19 protein-coding genes and 1 tRNA gene are annotated in these 17,331 nt (G+C 45.0%); 15 read left to right on the top strand and 5 right to left on the bottom strand.

Annotated features, from left to right (window positions below; translation table 11 throughout):
- Positions 1 to 4: 4 nt before the first annotated feature.
- On the top strand, positions 5 to 604 hold the full coding sequence (locus ALIPUT_RS09555) for a hypothetical protein (protein ID WP_004329696.1): 600 nt from the start codon (positions 5 to 7) through the stop codon (positions 602 to 604).
- Between the two features lie 123 nt (positions 605 to 727).
- Here the strand turns inward: ALIPUT_RS09555 and eno are convergent, their stop codons facing one another.
- Positions 728 to 2,029: a phosphopyruvate hydratase gene (gene eno, locus ALIPUT_RS09550; protein WP_022460427.1), complete on the bottom strand. Its 1,302-nt coding sequence runs from the start codon at positions 2,027 to 2,029 to the stop codon at positions 728 to 730.
- A 354-nt stretch (positions 2,030 to 2,383) separates the two neighbouring features.
- Between eno and ALIPUT_RS12155 the strand changes: the two genes are divergently transcribed.
- Entirely contained in the window at positions 2,384 to 3,028 is a 645-nt protein-coding gene (locus ALIPUT_RS12155) for a porin family protein (protein ID WP_004329693.1), read from the top strand.
- Positions 3,029 to 3,133: 105 nt separating this feature from the next.
- Here ALIPUT_RS12155 and ALIPUT_RS09540 read toward each other — a convergent pair whose 3' ends face one another.
- From ALIPUT_RS09540 to ALIPUT_RS13235, 4 genes are all read right to left on the bottom strand, one after another.
- Positions 3,134 to 3,562 carry a cupin domain-containing protein gene (locus ALIPUT_RS09540; protein ID WP_004329692.1) on the bottom strand — a complete coding sequence of 143 codons (429 nt, stop codon included), beginning with the start codon at positions 3,560 to 3,562 and terminating at the stop codon, positions 3,134 to 3,136.
- Positions 3,562 to 4,509, bottom strand: a complete 948-nt coding sequence (locus ALIPUT_RS09535) for an L-threonine 3-dehydrogenase (RefSeq protein WP_004329691.1) — start codon at positions 4,507 to 4,509, stop codon at positions 3,562 to 3,564. Before ALIPUT_RS09535 ends, ALIPUT_RS09540 begins: the two co-directional genes overlap by 1 nt.
- 305 nt (positions 4,510 to 4,814) lie before the next feature.
- Positions 4,815 to 6,914: a fimbrillin family protein gene (locus ALIPUT_RS09530; RefSeq protein ID WP_004329690.1), complete on the bottom strand. Its 2,100-nt coding sequence runs from the start codon at positions 6,912 to 6,914 to the stop codon at positions 4,815 to 4,817.
- Between the two features lie 162 nt (positions 6,915 to 7,076).
- The gene (locus ALIPUT_RS13235) at positions 7,077 to 7,202 is read right to left on the bottom strand and encodes a hypothetical protein (RefSeq protein ID WP_004329688.1); all 126 of its coding nucleotides are present in this window, start codon (positions 7,200 to 7,202) and stop codon (positions 7,077 to 7,079) included.
- A 387-nt stretch (positions 7,203 to 7,589) separates the two neighbouring features.
- On the opposite strand from ALIPUT_RS13235, the gene ALIPUT_RS09525 reads away from it, so the two are divergent.
- From ALIPUT_RS09525 to ALIPUT_RS09460, 13 genes are all read left to right on the top strand, one after another.
- Positions 7,590 to 7,661 (top strand) — tRNA-Thr (locus ALIPUT_RS09525).
- 771 nt (positions 7,662 to 8,432) lie between these two features.
- Positions 8,433 to 9,047: a TetR/AcrR family transcriptional regulator gene (locus tag ALIPUT_RS09515; RefSeq protein WP_004329686.1), complete on the top strand. Its 615-nt coding sequence runs from the start codon at positions 8,433 to 8,435 to the stop codon at positions 9,045 to 9,047.
- Positions 9,048 to 9,144: 97 nt separating this feature from the next.
- Positions 9,145 to 10,251, top strand: coding sequence for a tyrosine-type recombinase/integrase (locus tag ALIPUT_RS09510; protein ID WP_004329685.1), 1,107 nt, complete (start codon positions 9,145 to 9,147; stop codon positions 10,249 to 10,251).
- 64 nt (positions 10,252 to 10,315) lie between these two features.
- Positions 10,316 to 11,080, top strand: coding sequence for a hypothetical protein (locus ALIPUT_RS09505; protein WP_004329684.1), 765 nt, complete (start codon positions 10,316 to 10,318; stop codon positions 11,078 to 11,080).
- Positions 11,081 to 11,159: 79 nt separating this feature from the next.
- Positions 11,160 to 11,522 carry a hypothetical protein gene (locus ALIPUT_RS09500; RefSeq protein ID WP_004328536.1) on the top strand — a complete coding sequence of 121 codons (363 nt, stop codon included), beginning with the start codon at positions 11,160 to 11,162 and terminating at the stop codon, positions 11,520 to 11,522.
- A gap of 62 nt (positions 11,523 to 11,584) precedes the next feature.
- On the top strand, positions 11,585 to 12,223 hold the full coding sequence (locus ALIPUT_RS09495) for an ankyrin repeat domain-containing protein (protein WP_004329683.1): 639 nt from the start codon (positions 11,585 to 11,587) through the stop codon (positions 12,221 to 12,223).
- 73 nt (positions 12,224 to 12,296) lie between these two features.
- Complete coding sequence (locus ALIPUT_RS09490; protein WP_004329682.1) at positions 12,297 to 12,695, top strand: hypothetical protein; 399 nt, start codon at positions 12,297 to 12,299, stop codon at positions 12,693 to 12,695.
- Positions 12,696 to 12,769: 74 nt separating this feature from the next.
- Complete coding sequence (locus tag ALIPUT_RS09485; RefSeq protein ID WP_004329681.1) at positions 12,770 to 13,192, top strand: hypothetical protein; 423 nt, start codon at positions 12,770 to 12,772, stop codon at positions 13,190 to 13,192.
- A gap of 50 nt (positions 13,193 to 13,242) precedes the next feature.
- A complete protein-coding gene (locus ALIPUT_RS09480; protein ID WP_004329680.1) occupies positions 13,243 to 13,674 on the top strand; it encodes an NTF2 fold immunity protein in 432 nt (143 codons plus the stop codon).
- Between the two features lie 75 nt (positions 13,675 to 13,749).
- A complete protein-coding gene (locus tag ALIPUT_RS09475) occupies positions 13,750 to 14,844 on the top strand; it encodes an Imm5 family immunity protein (RefSeq protein ID WP_004329679.1) in 1,095 nt (364 codons plus the stop codon).
- A gap of 82 nt (positions 14,845 to 14,926) precedes the next feature.
- Positions 14,927 to 15,895, top strand: coding sequence for a hypothetical protein (locus ALIPUT_RS09470; protein ID WP_004329678.1), 969 nt, complete (start codon positions 14,927 to 14,929; stop codon positions 15,893 to 15,895).
- Between the two features lie 81 nt (positions 15,896 to 15,976).
- The gene (locus ALIPUT_RS09465) at positions 15,977 to 16,435 is read left to right on the top strand and encodes a hypothetical protein (RefSeq protein ID WP_004309989.1); all 459 of its coding nucleotides are present in this window, start codon (positions 15,977 to 15,979) and stop codon (positions 16,433 to 16,435) included.
- Between the two features lie 28 nt (positions 16,436 to 16,463).
- On the top strand, positions 16,464 to 17,306 hold the full coding sequence (locus ALIPUT_RS09460; protein WP_004329677.1) for a helix-turn-helix domain-containing protein: 843 nt from the start codon (positions 16,464 to 16,466) through the stop codon (positions 17,304 to 17,306).
- Positions 17,307 to 17,331 lie beyond the last annotated feature (25 nt).

Below are 17,331 nucleotides of genomic sequence, written 5' to 3'. Positions count from 1 at the left end.
AACAATGAAAAAAATTCTTTTCACGCTGTTCGCCCTGGTATTGGCATCCGGTATCGCCGCCCAAATTCCCGAACCCGATTTCATTGGCGAAGTATTGGCGATTCATTCGGACGGCACGGCTGAAAAATTGGAAAAACACAATGTCAAAATGCGCACCGGAGCCGGAGTGTATATAGCAGGTCTGGCCGTCAATAAGTCGAAAACTAAAATTCTCGTCGCAGGTAGTCAAGCCAACGTACGCTTCGCAGCCGACGAACCGGTCAATCTGATTGTCCGCGCCGTAGACAACAAAACCGACCCGATGTCGATCGTACGGGTATTCGCCATGAAGAACAACCGAAAACAACGCTCGGCAGTCATCTCGGCCGTAGGTTCGTTCAACGTCACATCCAACGATATGGAGTACCTGCCCTTTACCGCAGAAAAATACGGAGAAAACTCCTATTACCTGACTTTCGGAGATGCCCCTGCCGGTGAATACGGCATCATCGTCACCAACCCCAACAATGTCGATGAAAAAATGATCATCGTATCGGCTTTCGGAATCGATCCGGAAAAAATGCCTGCTGCATCCGGTTCCGAAACGGCAGAGGACACAGAGTAAAACATCCGGCAAATACGGCCCTGGAAACGACATTACGATATCGCACTCCACGACAGCCTACAACAAAAGAACCCCCGCCGCAAGCATTGGTCTTGCGGCGGGGATTCTTCCATTAAACGGGGATTACTTGCGGTAAACCTTGGTATAGCCGTAAATCGCCTCGTCACCGAGCTCTTCCTCGATCCGGAGCAACTGGTTATACTTGGCCATACGGTCGGAACGCGACATCGAGCCGGTCTTGATCTGACCCGCATTGGTCGCTACGGCGATGTCGGCGATCGTCGAATCCTCGGTTTCGCCCGAACGGTGCGAAGTAACCGACGTATATCCGGCACGATGCGCCATCTCGATAGCGTCGAGCGTTTCGGTCAGCGTACCGATCTGATTCACCTTAATCAGGATCGAGTTCGCGCATCCCATCTCGATACCCTTGCGCAGGAAATCCACGTTGGTTACGAACAGGTCGTCGCCGACCAACTGACACTTGTCGCCCAGCTCGGCCGTCAGCATCTGCCAACCCGTCCAGTCGTTCTCGGACATACCGTCCTCGATCGAATCGATCGGATATTTGGCGACCAAGCTCTTGAGGTACTCGACCTGCTCTTTCGAAGAGCGCTTTGCACCGTTCGCACCCTCGAACTTCGTATAGTCGTAAACACCGTCCGCATAAAACTCCGAAGAGGCGCAGTCCATAGCGATCGACACGTCGCCGCCCTCGCTCTTGCGGCCCGGCTTGTAACCGGCAGCCTTGATCGCTTCGAGGATCGACTCGATCGCATCCTCCGTACCCTTCAGCGCGGGTGCGAAACCTCCTTCGTCGCCTACGGCCGTCGAGAGGCCCCGGTTGTGCAACACCTTCTTCAGGCTGTGGAACACCTCGGCACCCATGCGAAGACCTTCGCGGAACGAGGGAGCGCCCACCGGACGGATCATGAACTCCTGGAAAGCGATCGGAGCGTCCGAATGCGAACCGCCGTTGATGATGTTCATCATCGGCACGGGCAGCGTCTTGGCATTCACACCGCCGATGTAGCGGTAGAGCGGCAGACCGAAATAGTCGGCGGCAGCGCGGGCTACGGCCAGCGAAACACCCAGGATGGCGTTGGCGCCCAGCTTCGATTTGGTCGGCGTACCGTCCAGCGCGATCATCGTCTTGTCGATGCCCACCTGATCCGTTACGCTCATACCGACGATCGCCGGAGCGATGATGTTATTCACGTTCTCCACCGCCTTCTCGACGCCTTTGCCCGAATAACGGCTCTTGTCGCCGTCACGCAGTTCAAGGGCTTCGTGCTCTCCCGTCGAAGCACCGCTCGGCACGGCTGCACGGCCGAATGCACCCGATACGGTTCTTACTTCGACCTCGATGGTCGGGTTACCTCTCGAATCGAGGATTTCTCTTGCATGGATCTCTACAATCTGCATAGCTGTAATTTTTTGAATTTTATAAAAAACAATTTCGTTTTCAACGGTCGTTTCACAGGTGCGGCATCTGCCTGCAACCTCGGTTGTCTGCCGGATCGCACCCACCGGACGCACGAAAAGTCGCAACGAGGCGGATCCGAATTCCGAACTGCCGCAGCGCAATCTGTCGAACCGTGCAAAGATAACGATTTTTACAGACAAACTGTTATTCGAATAACATTATTTCTCCCTTCGAAGTCGGTTATAAGAAACGGCAAATCCGACGCCAAAAACTTATTTTATCAACGAAAAACCTTTTTTATTACCGATATTTTCTTATCTTCGGTATAGAAAACTAACCCTAACTTCGATCGTATGAAAAAACTTCTACTCTGTTTGCTGGCGATAACGGCAGCCATCTCCACCGCATGGGCACAAACGCCCAAAAAGAATATTTTCGGCCTTCGGGTCGGTATGGATATGAGCAAAATCAGCATCCTGGATACCGGTTCCGGAGAGAAATACCTGTCGGAATTACGCACTTCATTCAACATCGGCCTGACGGACCAGGTCCGGCTTTTGAACGACAAGCCTTTCTATTTCCAGTTCGGCCTGATGCTGCACAACAAGGGAGGAAAAGTCCAAGCTACCGACGGCGGCTCGGACATTGAGCTCTCCCTGAACGCAATGTACCTGGAACTTCCCGTCATGCTCAACTACCACATCCGGCTCGCCCCGAAAGTCGCTGTCATTCCTTTCGCCGGATTCTACGGATCGCTGGGTGTGGACGGCAAACAGTCCTTTGACGACTTGGGACTTGAAATCCAACAGAATTTGTTCGGCAAAAATAAAATGTTTCAACGCGGAGACTTCGGCGGGCGGATAGGCATCGGATTAAGCATCCACTCCGTCTATATCGGCGCCTCTTACGGCGGCGGTTTCCTCAACATCGCCCAGGAAGACGACACCTCCAAATTCCGCAACCGCAGTTGGTCCCTCTCCGTCGGCTACGATTTTTAACCCGTCTGTCTTTTTATTTCATTACCGAAAGTCCGTATCGGGACCTCGCCCCGGTGTTCCGAAACAGACATAAAACGGCCCTGAAGAAAACTTCAGGGCCGTTTCTTATCGTTTCACGGAAAGCGGCAGGTCCGCGCCTCCGGCATAGAACATCACCAGATCAACCGGCACCGTCCCCTGGTTTTCACCATAGTGGAACGTATTCACCAGCTCGACGATACCGCTGCCCGCCGAAAAAGTCTTCGACAGACCGTTTTCCGCAACAACGGTAAGTTCGCCTTGCAGCACGACACCGGCATTGATTACGGGATGACGGTGCATCGCCAGCCGTTCACCGGGAGCGATCGTAATCCGAAGAATCGTAATACGGGGCGTTCCCGCAGGATAAGACGGCAGCGCCGTGCCGTCCCAACTCTCGGAAGTATCGACGATCGTCGTGGAACCGGTCCGTGCCTCGCGGGAGTCCGCCGACACAACTCCGCCCGATTCTCCGCCCGGATCGCCGCGCAGCTCCCGCAACGGATTACGGGACACTATTTCAGATTCTTCTTGCGGATCACCTCCAGCATATCGTCCGTCATGCTCGACAGATCCCACTCGGGCTTCCAACCCCACTCCTCACGGGCGCAGGTATCGTCGAGCGAATTGGGCCAGCTTTCGGCAATGGCTTTCTTCACCGGATCGACGTCGTAATCCATCGTGAAGTCGGGCAGACGCTTCTTGATCTCGGCATAGATGATCTCCGGCGTGAAGCTCATCGACGCGATGTTGAAACTGTTGCGGTGTACGAGCTTCGTCGGATCGGCCTCCATCAGCTCCACGCAGGCACGCAGCGCATCGGGCATGTACATCATGTCCATATAGACATCGCCCGGCACGGGGCAGGTGAAGCGGCCCGAACGGATCGCTTCGTAGTAGATCTCCACCGCGTAGTCGGTCGTACCGCCACCCGGAAGGGTCACGTTGGAAATCAATCCGGGGAAACGCACCGAACGGGTATCCACACCGAAACGGCTGTGGTAATAGTCGCCGAGCATCTCGCCCGTCACCTTGCATACGCCGTACATCGTCGTCGGACGCATCACGGTATCCTGCGGAGTCTTGTCCTTGGGCGAAGAGGGACCGAACGCGCCGATCGAACTGGGGGTGAACAGCGCACAGTTATACTGACGGGCCACCTCCAGCGAATTCATCAGCGCACCGATATTGACCTGCCATGCCGTCTGGGGCTTCGCTTCGCCAACAGCCGACAACAGGGCTACCAGGTTAAAAATCGAATCGATCTTCTGACGCGACACCATTTCCGCCATTGCATTGGCATCCAGGGCGTTCATCACCTCGAAAGGTCCCGACTCGGCAAGCTGCTTGCACTCGCGCACGTCCGTTGCGACCACATTGTCGTTTCCGTAAATTTTACGGAGATAAGTTGTTAATTCGGAACCGATCTGGCCACCGGCACCTACGATTAAGATACGTTTCATATATTTTTAGTTATAAACCGGAAGCAAAGATATAAAATGATTATCAATTCCGAACTTTTTCTTCGCACTTTTCAAATCATAGAATCCGGGCCGCTTCCCATCTTATTCATACTCCATCCGTACTATGCAAAACGTTCTCACCGCAGAAAGACATGCCCCCGGCGGGGCAAGCGGCAAAAAATCCCGCCCGGGGAAACCTCGGGCGGGATATCGTTGTTCGTATCAGCCGGTACAACCGGCCGGAAAGCATCGCTACCGGCGACAGGCATCCTCGCGCCCGCTACCGTTGTGACGCAGAAGGACCATTACTGAATCGTCCATGCATTGGCAGGATTCTCTTCGCCGTAGCCCATCACCTCTTTCCAACTGGTCTTCAGTTGATCTCTCTTAGCCTCGGACTCGACGATAATCGTCTGCGAATCGTAGCCGGACCAGTAGAAACCGGACTCGTACGTGCCATAATTTTGAATGCAAGTAGTCAGCAACGGACAGTTAGCGATATTCACTTCAGCCGTGCCGCCGACGTAGAGTAGCGCGAGCTTGCTCAATCCGGATACATTCAGCGACTTCAGCGCTGCGGGTTCTCCGTAGCTATCCATTACGCTCACATATTCCAAGTCGGTATATTGAGTCAGATCCAATGTCGTCGGACCAACCGGTTCATGATTAGCATATTTGATAATCGACTTAAAGCTTTTAATTCCGTCAGGCAGTTGGATCGAAGTATAGCCTGCGGTCGGCGACATAGTCACATCGGTCAGTTTCGTAAAAGCCGACAGGTCAATGTCGCCCAACGAAACTTGCCATGCATTGATCGACAACTTTGTCAGATTGGTACACAAATCCAATCCGTCGAGGGTAAGTCCGGTAGCATCCATAGAAGTCGTTATATTGATCTCCGTCACCTTAGCCAGCATCTCCTCCGTAATCACCGTATTGATATCTCCGACGGGATTGACGGTTTCGTCGTCCAGAATAGCCTTGCGCAGCACGGCATTCATCGACGCAGCAGCCTCCGTACGCTCCTCATCGACGCACCACCAGGTAACGGATACGCCATAGTCGGAATACTGGCTGGCCATCGCAGACTTTTGAGCCAGCGTAGCGATGATCATGGTACCGTCGGCGAACATATTCGTACCGCTGGATGCATAGTCAGCCGATGCGAAAGTGGTAATGGGCATCTCGTGGATGTCCACGGTCGTCATTTTGGGGCAAGACTGCAACCAGAACATTTCGACAGTCGATGCGGAACCGGTCAAATCCAAAGTTTCGAGCGATTTGGCTCCCTCGACAACCACTTTCTTCAATGCCGGACAATTGGAAAGATTGATCTTGGACAAGTTGGCCTGGTCGTTGGAGAACTTGAGCTCAAACGTCGTCAAGTTTTCAAGCCCACTCACATTGAGACTCGACCACAAACCATTGGCCGGAGAGAGCGACACCCTTGTCAGCTTCTTATTGTTCGACAGCGTAATACCATTCAGTTCGTCGCAATTCGAATTGACAACAAGCACCTCCAAGTTGGGGAAACGCTCAATATACATCAAACTCTTTACCTTGCCCCCGAAACCAGTCGAATAAATTTCCGTTACGCTTTCGGCCTCAGCCTGCGAGAGCAGACCGTCTCCATTCGCATCGTATTCACTCAACAGATAAGCACGCAGGTTGGTGTCCATGCCCGAAGAGAGGTCTTCCGCCTTGAACTCCGTCACATTATAGAGTTTATTGGCCGCCGTGGTCAGCGGAGTCGTGAACTTACGGGTCAAAATCTCTTTATTCACATCACCGGCATCCCAACTGTAATAACTGTGAACGATCTTCAGCGAAACACCCTTCGTAAACTCGATCCCGGCAGGTACGACAAAATGCACCTCGGTAGCAACATCCGTCTTGAGCGTTACGTCCGATGCACAAGTCACCGTAATGGATTTACCCTCGCCCGAGAAAGTCATGGCAGGCACTTCACCACTGAAATCCAGCGCATAAGCACCGGCGATAGACTCGTCGTTGTTACCCGTAAGGATCAGTTTGTTGAACGTATCGGTACCCGTCAGTTTGAAACGCAGCACGGCACCCACCGAACGGAACGCCAACGATGTATGATCTTCGCCTACGGCCGCCATCGGGTTGAGCGTCGTAGCGAAAGTTCCCTCGGCGAACGTCTGCACGGCAGGAATCTCCAGACCGGAAACGGTCGTTCCTTCCAGCGTAGCACCTGCAGCATAAGGATAATAGGCGAAAGCCTTCGCAGCCTCCGTACCCTCAGCATCGGTCGCATCGCCCGTGAAAGTCGCGGATGCAGCGTTGTCATCCTTGGTGGTAAATTTCGCGTTCACGAACTTCGTCCCGGAGAAAATACCGAGCGCATCGTTCGCCGACCACCGTACATCAGCACCTTCCAACGAAGTACGGGTACCTTCTACCGAAGCGGTGATTTCATAGCTCCTTGCTTAACTTCCGGCGCAACCGTCGTATCCTTCGTACAGGAAACCGAAGCAGCCAAAACGGCTGCACAACCAAAACAAGCTAAAAATCTTTTCATAATAATTCGGAAGGTTGAGGGGTTATTCATAGGTTTCCTCTTCGAACGAAGCGACAGAATTGCCGAAACCGTTCTCGATTGCAAATTCTGCAATACTTAACTCCGGAGCGACGTATGTCCTCCGTTCCGCAACATTTAATTTTTCCATAAACGATTAAAATAATTAAGGTTAATAATTGATGAATTTTCAGCAATAAAATTATTATTTTTTTACTATCAAAACAATTTCAAAGTAAAAGAAAGCAAGATTTCTTTGACATTCAAAATATTACATCTTGAATATCAGCATCTTAAACACTAATCAATTGTGCTTTTTTTTGTTTATAGAAATAAATTGTTAAATCAGAAAAACCAATACATTTTCCAGCCTGGCAGGAAAAGACACAACCTGTATAAAAAACTAATGAATTAATTTTGTGTCACTTACACAAATACGAAGAAAAAACGGGAACGCATTCTGCGATAAAAATCCGCCGATTTTTTTGTTATTTCATTTTTGTTATATACTTTTGCACCACTCGAAATCGAGAAAGTTGCTGTTTTAGCTCAGCGGTAGAGCACTTCCTTGGTAAGGAAGAGGTCCCGGGTTCAAGTCCCGGAAACAGCTCGAAGAAAAGAGGGTGTCTGACAAACCGCAGACACCCTCTTTATTTATTTTTATTCGTACTCTTATCTAGAAATCATTTCCGAATATGCGATTCTCGGAAGATAAAAAACTTGCCAGCCCCTTTACAGCCTCACGCTCAATGCAGACGCCATAGCTAATTCGAACGACTTTGCCGCGTTGCAGAGACAAAAAAGCTGTGCTTCCGTACAACATTTCGCCCCGTTTCCACTCTTCGGCAGAGCGCGCTCGACTTCGCGTTACCACTTGCCGCCCGTCCTTCCCTCCGTCGGGCTGGAGGCGACCTTGTGAACTCCTGATTTTCGCCTGCCAGCCATACGACCAACTTTTATCTTCAAACCGCTCCGGACAAATTTGTCCACCCCGAAAATAAAAAAGGTTGCAAACATTCGTTTGCAACCCAACCGACCTTCCGGTCATTTGCGGAGAGGGAGGGTTTTGAACCTGTAACTCTAACCGCTTATATGTCAGCTACTTTGCTTTCAAAATTTCAAATAGGTAACGAAACAGTAACGATTTCCAACCGTTAAGCCTGTCTGACTTTGACCGCTGTTTGTCTGCCTAACTTTCGGGTTCAAAGATACGGCATTCTTTTGAAACTCGCAAATATCTGATAATAAATATTTTTGGGTTAGTGCAAGGTGCAAGCTATATATATAAATATATACTTGCACCTTGCACTAAAAAAAACACTGGGGTACAAATGGTTAAAACAAAATCCGTATCTTCGTAACCGATTAAAAACAAACGTGTATGATAATAACTAACCGTGAAGAAGTAATAGATAAAGCGTTCGGGGTATTTGTCAGGATGAACTATGAGAAAGCAAGCATCATCACGCTTGCCAAAGCCTGCGGAGTGACAAAAACGGGTATCGTTTATTATTTTCCGCACAAGCTGGATTTATTCATGGCTGTGGCAGACAAATACGTGTTAAAAATGCACGAACCGGGAAACAAGTTCGCCACTCCTGCCGATACGTTGGAGAAGTTCATCAGGCAATACGTGGCGGGGGTAGCCGCTTCCATGAAAAGGATTGTTGAACTGATTGACGATAATAACAGCCCGCATGATTGTAGCCCTAACTTCTACTACTTTCATTTCCTGTCACAAGTGCGTATGTACTATCCGGGCATCAGGCAGAAAATTGAGAAAATCTACCGACAAGACTATGACCTATGGGAGAAAGTCATACAAAAAGCAAAAAACAGCGGGGAAATCAGAAACGACACGGACGTGAAGAAAACGGCTACCATGTTCCGGCAAATGTTTTTAGGACTGTCATACGAACAAGCATTTCTGAACGGTCTGAACGTGGACGAACTGGCAGAAAACTTTCGCTATATCTATTCGCTGCTTAAAGCCTGATACTGTTTTGTTTTTTTAACATCTATTATTTTTGAACGTATGTTCAAAATGTGGCGTTTTTGTTTTATCTTTGGAGCATGAAGCAAAATTCAGCGACATGGATAAGGTTCAGAAACAAAGAGGAAGCATCGTGCTGCACAAAGAAACAAGGGACGGTGCAGACTACATACGGATAGAATATGCGAGCAGTCAGGCTGTCGCCCAACTGCTCGCCCAAGACACAGGCATGGAAATGACTGGCAACGGCTCTGCATACATAGCGTCAGCCGCTTTCAGCCTGCCGGATTTCTACGACCGCTATTCACCCCACGCCTATATTGATTACAGCCGAGTTTACGTGCGGCATCCCAAACCTAAAAGGGAATACACACTGCCGAAAGGCTACCTCGAACTGCTGGAACAGAAGCGTTACAGCCCCTCGACCGTCAAAACATACCGTGCCTATTTCAGCGACTTCATGGAATATCACAAGGGACGGAACATCGACCGCCTGAAAGTGCCGGACATCAACAAGTACATACTCTATCTTGTGAACGAGAAGAAAATCTCGGTGTCGCAACAGAATATGCGCATCAATGCTATCAAGTTCTATTACGAGCAGGTGAAAGGCGGCAAACGGCAATACTACGGCGGTATCACCCGTGCCAAAGAGTACAAGAGCCTGCCCGAAGTGTTGAGCAAGAATGAAATTAAGCGCATCCTTGCACAAATTTCCAACATCAAGCATCACTGCATGATTTCGTTGGTTTACTCTGCCGGACTTAGAAGAAGCGAATTGCTTAACCTGACCCCGCAGGACATCAACAGTGAAACAATGTCGGTTCGCATCATGGGCAAGGGGAAGAAATGCCGTTATTCGCTCCTTTCGCCCAAGTTGCTGGAAGAACTACGGCACTACTTTCGGGAATATCGCCCACAAAAATGGCTGTTTGAGGGCGAAACACCCGGAGAGCAATATTCGGCAAGTGCATTGGTGAAAGTGCTGAAAGAAGCCGCACATCGTGCAGGCATCAAACACCGTGTACACGTACACATGCTGCGCCACTCCTTTGCCACACACTTGCTGGAACAGGGAACAGACCTGCACACGATACAGGAATTGCTGGGACACAACGACATCAAGACCACAACCATTTATCTTCATGTTTCAAGTGCCCATAAAGCAAAAATCCCGAATCCTCTTGATACACTGGATAATTCGTGAGGTGCAGTTATAGAAGTGTAAGAACGACACCATAAGGTGCGGTTATAAATAAATTAGTTGCAATATGAAAAGAGTAATTATACTTTATGTTTTATTCTTGCTTTCACCTTATACTTTTGCACAAAACTATAAGGAAACTATTCAAACAGAGATTGATGCGATAAACAAAATGCCTTTGAGAATTGCATACCTTGTTCCTTTAGATAGTTTAGGAAAAGTAATAGAGGATGAATATATGGAATTTGATCAAATCCATTCATACAAAATCTTAGATGATGGTCAAATTAAGAATGCCAATATATTGTTCACTATGTATTTCGATAGCGATAACAATATTAGGAAAGTATTTAAGCGATGGGCTGACGGGGGTGCATTGCATAGTATCGCATATTATGATTCTAATGGGCGATTGATATATGGGGTATATAATAGAGGAGATGAAACTCACGGAAAGTTGTATGCTGACGCTCCGGGTTTTCATATAGAGCATTTTCCTGAAGAGAATGAATGTAATGACTGTTTTGAAGCATACCTATTCTTATCTACGAAATGCATGGAAGCTCAGTATAATATAATATTACAGAGCCCTCCAAATGCTAAAAGGACGATTTTTACTCCACAAGTTGGAAATAGTGCCATACTATGCAGTTCTTACATTTATTCTTTGCCTAATGGAGAAAAAACTACCAGAGGCGAAGATGGTATAGCAGTCAATTTTGGAATGCCTGTTGTCATAAGTAAATTAACAAATGACTGGTGCAAAATAAATTCCATTTTTAATGCTCCTATAGGTTATATACCTATTCAAGACATTGAAATCATTAAGTAAATATAGTCAGCAACTAACAAGGTCGAGATAACAGCTTAACGCTGTTCCTCACCAAACCATTAGCAATAAAATTTGAAATATGGATAAAGACGAGATAATATCAAAATTAGGATGGTTTACTCAAATGAAGTCTATACCACCCTTAACTGATAAATTCAAAACAGAGCAAATTATCTTTTTTGAAAATATCATCCATTTCTTACAAGATAATGGATTGACAACTAAAGAAATACTAAAAAAAGGAGAAAAGCCTACAGATAATACTGAAATAAAAATTGGAGATTTAACGGAAGAGGGATTAAAGTTTTATCTGTATGGCATTAGAAAATGGCGACAAAAATACGATAGAGCAAAAGACGGGATTAAAGCAATCAATGACTTTGCTTTTATTGAAAAGAAATTAAAAGAATTTAGAAGTAAAAATATTGCTAACAAAGCGTGATAACGCCTAACAGCGTTCCCCGCTTAGCCATTAGCATTAATGTTCGACTTAAAAAAGTAAATATGAAGATAATAAATTGGACATTACTTTTTATTGCAGCGTTTTTTTGTTGCTTTGATAGCGTGAAAGCAAATCCATTGCGGCAAGATACGATACGGGATGTAACCTATCAACTTTATCCGTTGGGGGTTGCCTGCCGTGACAATGATATGGCAACCATAAAACGGTTGCTGGCTGGAAAAGATGAACCTATGGCAATGGGTAACGATTTTTATGAGTTTGACATATTCTATACGGCGATTTACTTTGATAAAGAGGATGTACTGAAATATGCCCTTACCAGGTATAAGGACATTAATAACAGATTATATAGTGACGAATACGGGCTGACGCTCCTGACATACGCCTGTAAATTGTCTAATGTGAAGTTAGCCCGTATATTGCTGGAGCATGGCATTGACGTAAACGGTTACCAAAGTCCATACGATACATATAAAGTATATCCGATTATGGAAGCCATTGCCAATAATAACATTGAACTGGTTAAATTGCTTTTAGAATATCATGCAGATCTTAATATAAAAGATAGTAACGGCAACACCCCTCTTGCTTTAGCAAAGGAAATAGGTGCAAAAGAAGTAGAAGATTTGCTTTTGCAATGGAAGGAACAACAAAAAAATAATGCTAACAACGCAGGATAACGGACAAGCCGTTCCCTGCTGAACCATTAGTTGCCAATATAACAAAATAATAGAAACATAAGAAGAATAAATTATGAGTTACGATTTAATGGTTTTCGAGCGGACAAAAGCTCCGCAAAAGCGCAAAGAGTTTCTTGTATGGTATGGCAAAGAAACAGAATGGAGTGAAGAACACGGTTACAACGACCCTGCCGTCACATCGTTTGCCCTGCGGGAATGGTATGAAGAAATGATTAAGACATTTCCAAACATGAATGCTTCTGACGTAGAGGTGGAAGACGATGATGCCGAAGCACACTTGACCGATTACAGCATAGGGCATAATGTCATTTATGCAGCATTTGCGTGGTCGGTAGCGGAAGAAGCATACGAAAAGATGAAAGCCTTGGCGCAGAAATATGGTGTTGGCTTCTTCGATGTGAGTAGTGATGACGGAGATATTATTTTACCTGATGGGAATTTAATGGAATAAGGCAACTAACACGCAGATAAGCAACCTCAATGGGTTGCTATCTGCATCCCATTACCAACAAATAGCGTACATATATGAATGATGTAACAAAAGTAAGAATAGTATATGAATGTAGCATAATAGGTATTGTTTTGCTGACATTCTTAAAAGGTATGTTCCCATACATGGGAGCATGGTGGCGAGTAGCCCTTATTGCTTCACTTGTAGGATTGTGGTTTTCACTATCTTATCTGAAACAGCATAATTATAAATGGGGGTTCAATTACATAGGAAATCATTTATACATTAACCTCTTATTGAAAGTACAGAAGTGGTTTCAGAACGCTACAATCATAGCCTTATTGATACCTGTATTCTTAAAAGACCTCTTGTATAATCAATATTGCTTAGTAGCATATATATTGCTTGTAGGTATGTTCTTGGGCGTGAAGCTGGCTACTTACACAGTAGAGTACGCTATATATAAAAGTAAATTCATTGGTAACAAGGAAAGATAACCCCTGAATGGTGTTCCTTTCCAAACCATTACCAATAATATAGAACAGATATGGAAACAGAACTAAAAGAAACTATACAGAATTTATTGCTTCAATTCATGCAGAATATGCACGAGTGGGAAGTAATGTGTAATGATATTGCAAAGCAGAGTGAACTTTCATTTGAAGAACAGTTTAACAAGCAAAAAGAATTGGTATCAAAAATCTTTTTGACCTACTGCACTTCTCGTGAACGCAAGAATAGCAGACCTACTACTATATCTTATGGCAATGAAGGTTCTTATGAATATGATATTAATGAAGAGAAAATAACCGATATCGTAGAAGAAGGAAAAAACAAAATTGTAGTTCACACATACAGAGAAGTGCCTATGCAGGAAAAGAAGCAATACATATTCTTGTTAAAAAAAGGCAAATGGCTTTTGGATTCTAAGAAAAGATATTCTTCATGGAAGCAAAAATGGCTATCTGTTTCCCTGTAAATTATATTGGTAACAAGCCAAGTTAGCTGCTAAACGCAGCTCCTTGTCAAGCCATTAGCGAAAACAGAAACCAGTATGATACAGCAAGTAGAAAAACTGAAAGAAATAATCAATCAAAACAGTATGGGGCATTTGCCTTTGCCCTATCGTGTTGATTTGATGAAACAAATAAGCGATATATGTATAGTACAAAAAGTATTATGCGAGTGTTGCAAGAAAGTCTGTTCTTGCTTTCCAAAGGAATATGACACTGAAAACCCATTATACAGTGTCTTGTCCGAAATAGATAGTTATCTCTACAAGAATAAGGGCACTGCCGAAAGCATATCGGTTTCGGTGGAACGGTTATGCAATTATGCGGAACAATCCATTGAGAGTTGCGAAGATATGGCAGGGTGGGCAATCATCGCTTTAGGATATGCTATTCGGAATAATGCAGCTTCCATATTGGAGATAGAGGATTATAACGGTGAAGATGATAATGCTTTCGACTTTGAAAGCTGGAATGCGGATTTTATATGCTCAATAGCCTATTCGAGCAGCAATCCTTTCATGGAAATAGGTAATGCGGAGAAACGCAAGGAATATTGGTTGTGGTATCTTGATATGGTTCTTAGTATGTGTGAAAAATCGAATACACCATATACAATGATAAAACCAACACCTAAAAAGTCGCAAAATCAGATTTCTATTCCCAAACGCACACAAAGTTGGCAGATTGAAAATGTGTCAAATCAAATACAACAACTGGTACATGCGCTGATAGAAGCAACGGACAAGCAAACGAAAGACTGGAATAAAATTGTATTAAGCTATACATTCATTTCTGCTTCTTATATGAACATTACTTGTTGTCGGGAAGAAGAAGTTCAGAAAATAACACTCTACCAAAGTATAGAAAATCTTATTCATAACAGTCTGTTTCATATCCACAAAGATATGTATCTACAAGCCCCCAAAGAAGGAGCATGGATGCAATGCTGTATAACAATAGAAAAAGGCAATTCTTATGATATATCCTTTAATTACGATGATATAACATCCATTTCCGACATATTCAATAATCCCGATTGGCTTATTGGAGCATTTGAGGATTATCCACGAAGTAAAGAATACACCCCTCAATGGCTAAGAAAAATAATTGAAAGAAGAAAGCTGTATCTGACTTAGTTTCTGTGAGTGGATAAAATAATTTCGCTAACAACGCAGGATAACGGACAAGCCGTTCCCTGCTAACCATTAATATTTAAGCATGGAAATGAACAATTTTGCGAACATTATAAATCGTTTGATTCACATAATTGGGATAAAAGCAGTATCAGATACACATCTGCAAAATCCTAAAAATCTTTGGATGATAAATAATCTTCATCTTAAAGATTTTATGAATATGAAACAAACAGAAATCGGATTTGAATTTTCTTTTTCATTGGATAATGAGGTTATCTATCTGATAAAAAAGAAAGATGAGCAAAAAGAAGAACCGCCTGTATATATAGCAAACGACATTTGTTATACAAATTCATCTTTCCTTTTATTAATTGAAATGGTAAAATGGATGTCTGTTCAGTGTAAATATGTTTATAAAACTAAATTGTTTGGACTGAATTATTATACTGTTAGAGAAATGTTTCCTGAATTAATAAGAATAAAGGAGTTTCCTCTCTATACGTTACGGTTAAGCAAGCACTATGATGCAATCACTTTTATGAAAGATGATGTATCACTTTTCTTCATTGCTAAAAGCCAAATCGTATTGGATGATATTTTCAAGAAACTAAATATCATAAATACGAAAACGCAAGGTGTTCCGTATAAATCAGATGTCATAATAGGTGGACAACTTATAGGGAACATGGTAACGGGAAAAGTGGCATTACATAGTCGGTTGATAAATATTGAGATAAAAGAAGATGATAAAATCTATTCTTACATAAATGAATGGATTGCAAAATTGACAGATGAAAAAGTTTCTGAGATAAAAAAGACTATATCAGAGAAAATAATCAAAGCTACATTCTCACAAGCAGACAACATTACAAAAGAGGCAATAAGAACACACATCCAATCTTTATATGAGGACTTGCGCATTGATTTTATTAATTTTGAATGTAAGCCTTTGATTAAAATTGCATTCAAATCCGAGAAGTTATATCCGGATTACTCTGTATGTTGCTACCTCAATACTAAAGGAAATGTTGAAGACTGTTTCTTGGAATAATATAAAAACGATTTTCGCAAAATATAACTAAATATTAACGAGCCAAGATAGCTGCTAAACGCAGCTCCTTGTCAAGCCATTATGAATAAAGGAATAAAAAAGACAGATAACTATTTTGAACGAGTGAAGCAACGTGCAAACCGGACGAATTACAGATACTATTTTTTTGACTACCTATATTTCAAGGGAGAGGTTTGGGGCAAGAAGATAGGTCGGATGTCAGGTTTTATACTGCTGTTTTGGTATTGGTGGTGGATAGTAGTTCTGCCCGGTAACTTTCTCCTGATTAACAATGTACCGCAATGGTCGTCCTTACATCTTGGCTATTTAGGTGCAATGTTTTTGTTTATTTGTGTATTTATTCTTGCACGATACAGGAAAGCCCGTGTACAGGCATTGTTGAACCGCTACCGCCGCTCTAAGCATATCAGCGCATTACAGGCATATTTTCTGTTCCTGCTGCCCTTTGTACTTTTCTTCTTAGAAACATGGCTGTTCGATGAATGGGGTTGGACGGATTGCGTGAGGTGGAACAAATGATATGTCATTCATATATAAAACATCAGATATGGAACAACGGATTACATCATTATTGCTTCCCGCTCCCGAAGCGGAGCTGGAAGCGTCCTGCAAGGAACTGGACGAAAAGGTAACATGGCTGCTGCACAACAGCCGGAAAATGGACAACTACTTGGAACTTGAACCGTTCAGCAAGGACGGGCGGCTGTGCGCCCACGTGTGCGACACGCTCAAAAGCCTGCCGGAAACGCCGACACTGGCGGCGTACAAGGACTACAAGGCAATCATTATCCTGCTGGGTATGTCCACTACACATTACGCCATACTTGACGAACTGGCGGAACAGCACCGCAAGCGGGACGAGATACCCGAACTGACCGCCTACTGCGATGCGCTCCACTGGATGCGACCGGGACGGCAGTACCTCTGCAACGTGTACAACACGGTATGCCACGCTTTCCACCTGCTGCGGAGAAACCCGGTAAGGGACAACCGCCTGTTGGTGACGGAAAAGGAACTGCGCCACGCCGAACGGATGCTGCCGGAACTGGGCAGGCAGACATTCACCGAAATGGTACGTCTGAAAGGCTACATGGTCTATGATGCCGAGCAACTGGCGGACAAATGCGGCATGGAATACGGCTCGTTCCGCCGAAAGGTAAAGAAAATGACCGGGTACACGGCTAAGGAATGGGTGATAAAGGAACGGGTAAAGGACGTGGAACACTACCTGACGAACACAAACCTCACGCTTACCGAAGTGGCGTTCACCACCGGGTTCGCATCGACATCGAACCTGAACGACTTCTGCAAGGCGTATCTTTTAGATACCCCCGGAGAAATACGCAGAAAAGCGCAGGAAACAAGAAAATGCACAGTTACAAGAACGTAATGTGAAAAATCAAGAATAAAACAGA

Origin of the sequence: Alistipes putredinis DSM 17216 (assembly GCF_000154465.1) — a bacterium.
In the GTDB taxonomy this organism is placed as follows: domain Bacteria; phylum Bacteroidota; class Bacteroidia; order Bacteroidales; family Rikenellaceae; genus Alistipes; species Alistipes putredinis.
This window is presented reverse-complemented; position numbering and strand designations above follow the sequence as displayed.

Bases quoted from the DNA above. Each gene is read 5' to 3' on its own strand.
- ALIPUT_RS09555 (WP_004329696.1), top strand. From the start codon at position 5: ATGAAAAAAATTCTTTTCACGCTGTTCGCCCTGGTATTGGCATCCGGT.
- eno (WP_022460427.1), bottom strand. From the start codon at position 2,029: ATGCAGATTGTAGAGATCCATGCAAGAGAAATCCTCGATTCGAGAGGT.
- ALIPUT_RS12155 (WP_004329693.1), top strand. From the start codon at position 2,384: ATGAAAAAACTTCTACTCTGTTTGCTGGCGATAACGGCAGCCATCTCC.
- ALIPUT_RS09535 (WP_004329691.1), bottom strand. From the start codon at position 4,509: ATGAAACGTATCTTAATCGTAGGTGCCGGTGGCCAGATCGGTTCCGAA.
- ALIPUT_RS13235 (WP_004329688.1), bottom strand. From the start codon at position 7,202: ATGGAAAAATTAAATGTTGCGGAACGGAGGACATACGTCGCTCCGGAG.
- ALIPUT_RS09515 (WP_004329686.1), top strand. From the start codon at position 8,433: ATGATAATAACTAACCGTGAAGAAGTAATAGATAAAGCGTTCGGGGTA.
- ALIPUT_RS09510 (WP_004329685.1), top strand. From the start codon at position 9,145: ATGGATAAGGTTCAGAAACAAAGAGGAAGCATCGTGCTGCACAAAGAA.
- ALIPUT_RS09505 (WP_004329684.1), top strand. From the start codon at position 10,316: ATGAAAAGAGTAATTATACTTTATGTTTTATTCTTGCTTTCACCTTAT.
- ALIPUT_RS09500 (WP_004328536.1), top strand. From the start codon at position 11,160: ATGGATAAAGACGAGATAATATCAAAATTAGGATGGTTTACTCAAATG.
- ALIPUT_RS09495 (WP_004329683.1), top strand. From the start codon at position 11,585: ATGAAGATAATAAATTGGACATTACTTTTTATTGCAGCGTTTTTTTGT.
- ALIPUT_RS09490 (WP_004329682.1), top strand. From the start codon at position 12,297: ATGAGTTACGATTTAATGGTTTTCGAGCGGACAAAAGCTCCGCAAAAG.
- ALIPUT_RS09485 (WP_004329681.1), top strand. From the start codon at position 12,770: ATGAATGATGTAACAAAAGTAAGAATAGTATATGAATGTAGCATAATA.
- ALIPUT_RS09480 (WP_004329680.1), top strand. From the start codon at position 13,243: ATGGAAACAGAACTAAAAGAAACTATACAGAATTTATTGCTTCAATTC.
- ALIPUT_RS09475 (WP_004329679.1), top strand. From the start codon at position 13,750: ATGATACAGCAAGTAGAAAAACTGAAAGAAATAATCAATCAAAACAGT.
- ALIPUT_RS09470 (WP_004329678.1), top strand. From the start codon at position 14,927: ATGGAAATGAACAATTTTGCGAACATTATAAATCGTTTGATTCACATA.
- ALIPUT_RS09465 (WP_004309989.1), top strand. From the start codon at position 15,977: ATGAATAAAGGAATAAAAAAGACAGATAACTATTTTGAACGAGTGAAG.
- ALIPUT_RS09460 (WP_004329677.1), top strand. From the start codon at position 16,464: ATGGAACAACGGATTACATCATTATTGCTTCCCGCTCCCGAAGCGGAG.